The organism is Micromonospora yasonensis (assembly GCF_026013475.1).
GTDB classification, from domain to species: domain Bacteria; phylum Actinomycetota; class Actinomycetes; order Mycobacteriales; family Micromonosporaceae; genus Micromonospora; species Micromonospora yasonensis.
Genome location: NZ_JAPDPH010000417.1, coordinates 1 through 2,232, shown reverse-complemented (window position 1 = coordinate 2,232; position 2,232 = coordinate 1). Strand labels below are relative to the sequence as shown.

Annotated in this window: 4 protein-coding genes; all 4 read right to left on the bottom strand. The window is 70.3% G+C overall.

Features of this window, described 5'->3' with window-relative positions; translation table 11 throughout:
• Positions 1-139 (bottom strand): DUF1416 domain-containing protein (locus tag ONA70_RS35935; protein ID WP_265010929.1); only part of this gene is annotated, 139 nt, incomplete at its 3' end.
• Between the two features lie 5 nt (positions 140-144).
• Positions 145-993 carry a sulfurtransferase gene (locus ONA70_RS35930; protein ID WP_265010928.1) on the bottom strand — a complete coding sequence of 283 codons (849 nt, stop codon included), beginning with the start codon at positions 991-993 and terminating at the stop codon, positions 145-147.
• A 205-nt stretch (positions 994-1,198) separates the two neighbouring features.
• On the bottom strand, positions 1,199-1,276 hold the full coding sequence (locus ONA70_RS36790; RefSeq protein ID WP_311202345.1) for an Ms5788A family Cys-rich leader peptide: 78 nt from the start codon (positions 1,274-1,276) through the stop codon (positions 1,199-1,201).
• 110 nt (positions 1,277-1,386) lie between these two features.
• Complete coding sequence (locus ONA70_RS35925) at positions 1,387-2,169, bottom strand: LmeA family phospholipid-binding protein (RefSeq protein WP_265010927.1); 783 nt, start codon at positions 2,167-2,169, stop codon at positions 1,387-1,389.
• Positions 2,170-2,232: the final 63 nt, after the last annotated feature.

The following is a 2,232-nucleotide window of genomic DNA, read 5'->3' as shown; positions in this document are numbered from 1 at the left end:
CCTCACCGGACTCGGCCCGGACCAGCCCGGTGATCACGGTCTCCTTCTCCAGGTCCAGGCTGGCCGGCAGCGGGGCGGCCTGGTCCGGAGCGGCGCAACCGGCGGCGGTGGCAGCCGTTGCTGCGGTAGGAGCAGTCATGGTGATCACGCCTCCCCAGGCTCGTCACCGAGCGCCACCGGCACACCGACCAGCGAGCCGTACTCGGTCCAGGATCCGTCGTAGTTCTTCACGTTCCGGTGGCCGAGCAGCTCCTGCAGGACGAACCAGGTGTGCGAGGAGCGCTCGCCGATCCGGCAGTACGCGATGGTCTCCTTGCTGTCGTCCAACCCGGCGTCGCCGTAGATCTTGCGCAGCTCGTCGTCGGACTTGAAGGTGCCGTCCTCGTTGGCCGCCTTGGACCACGGGACGCTGATCGCGGTCGGCACGTGGCCGGCCCGCTGGGCCTGCTCCTGCGGCAGGTGGGCGGGGGCGAGCAGCCGGCCGGCGTACTCGTCGGGGCTGCGCACGTCGACCAGGTTCTTGCTGCCGATGGCGGCGACCACCTCGTCGCGGAAGGCCCGGATGGAGGTGTCCGGCTCCTGCGCGACGTACTGGGTCGCCGGGCGGGTCACCGCGTCCTTGACCAGCGGGCGGGCGTCCAGCTCCCACTTCTTGCGGCCGCCGTCGAGCAGCTTCACGTCCCGGTGGCCGTAGAGCTTGAAGTACCAGTACGCGTACGCGGCGAACCAGTTGTTGTTGCCGCCGTAGAGGATGACGGTGTCGTCGTTGGCGATGCCCCGCTCGGAGAGCAGCGCCTCGAACTGGGCCTTGTTGACGAAGTCCCGGCGGACCGGGTCCTGCAGGTCGGTCTTCCAGTCGAGCTTGATCGCCCCGGCGAGGTGGCCGGTGTCGTAGGCCGAGGTGTCCTCGTCGACCTCGACGAAGACGACGCCCGGGGCGTCGATGTTCTTCTCGGCCCACTCGGCCGAGACCAGTGCGGTGTCGCGACTCATCAGATCACTCCCTGGTGAGGATGGATGGTGAGCCTGCGCGCGGAGATCGAAGTTGATGATTGTCGCACCACGCGCGGGACCCAGAGCTAGGAACGGATCACGGGTACGTGCGACGGCGCCGCTGCCGGGCGATCAGGGGAACACCGGAGGGTACGCGGACCCTGCGTGCCGGTGGCCGCCTAGGCGGCCGAGGACAGCCCCGCCGTCAGATGACGGGGCGACACAGGCAGGTGGCCACGCGGCACAGGTCGACCGCGCGCCGTTTGGTGAGGAGCGTCCCCATGAGGAGGGAGACTACCAGCCGCTCCGCCGGAAGCCACCGGTCCGACCAGCATCCGGGACGCGGGTACGCCGACGGCCCGGCCATCAGCCGGGCCGTGAGCAGGGGTGACGTCACCCGGCGGAGTTGATCGGCACGTTCTTCGCGTCCGCGGTGACGACCAGGCCCTCCGGCTTCGGTTCCACCTTTCGGACGTTGAGCTGGAACGGCAACTCCGGCAGCGGCACGTCGATCGAGATGCCCTTGGCGTAGCTGGCCAGCATCCGTCGGGCCAGCGGCAGGTTCGGCAGGCCCTCGGCGGTCAGGTCATTGAAGCGCAGCGCGACCTTCCCGTTGACGACCGTGACGTCGGCGGTGCCGTTGACGGTGAGCTTGACCCCCAGGATGTCCGCCGGCGCGGTGACCGTCAGCTTGCCGTTCTGCTCGCCCAGCTTCAGGCCCGGCCGGTCGAGCAGCTTGGCCAGGCTGTCGTAGGTGATGGTGGCGCGACCGTCGACGGTCTCGGCGGTCACGTCGCCCTTTCGGGTGCGGAGGGTCTCCAGCGACGCCTTCACGTTGCGGGCGTCCACGTCGAGCCGGGGCACGTCGACCGCGTCGCCCCGCACGTTGCCCGTCACGTCGGTCAGGACGATGGAGATGTGTTGGTACTTCCCGGCCAACACCTGGGTGAGGAACGGGAAGCCGGCCACGTCGACCTTGGGCGGGGCCGACTGCACGTTCTGCTTGGCGACCTCCTGCTCGACCTGGCCGGCGATGGCCCGCTCGGCCGCCCCCGCCGCCACCCGGTCGGCCACCGTCAGCAGCCCGGCCAGGACCAGCAACAGAACCACGAAGCCGGTCAGCAGCCTGCGGCCACGTCGCCGGGGCCGCTCCTCGTACGCCGGGGCCTCTACCACGCCGCCTCCTGTCCTCCCGCCGGACGCCGCAGCGCGGCGCACGATTCCTCCTGCCGGTCGCCG

What these genes read in the sequence shown, in the direction of transcription:
- ONA70_RS36790 (WP_311202345.1), bottom strand. Translation starts at nt 1,276, where the DNA reads ATGGGGACGCTCCTCACCAAACGGCGCGCGGTCGACCTGTGCCGCGTG.
- ONA70_RS35930 (WP_265010928.1), bottom strand. Translation starts at nt 993, where the DNA reads ATGAGTCGCGACACCGCACTGGTCTCGGCCGAGTGGGCCGAGAAGAAC.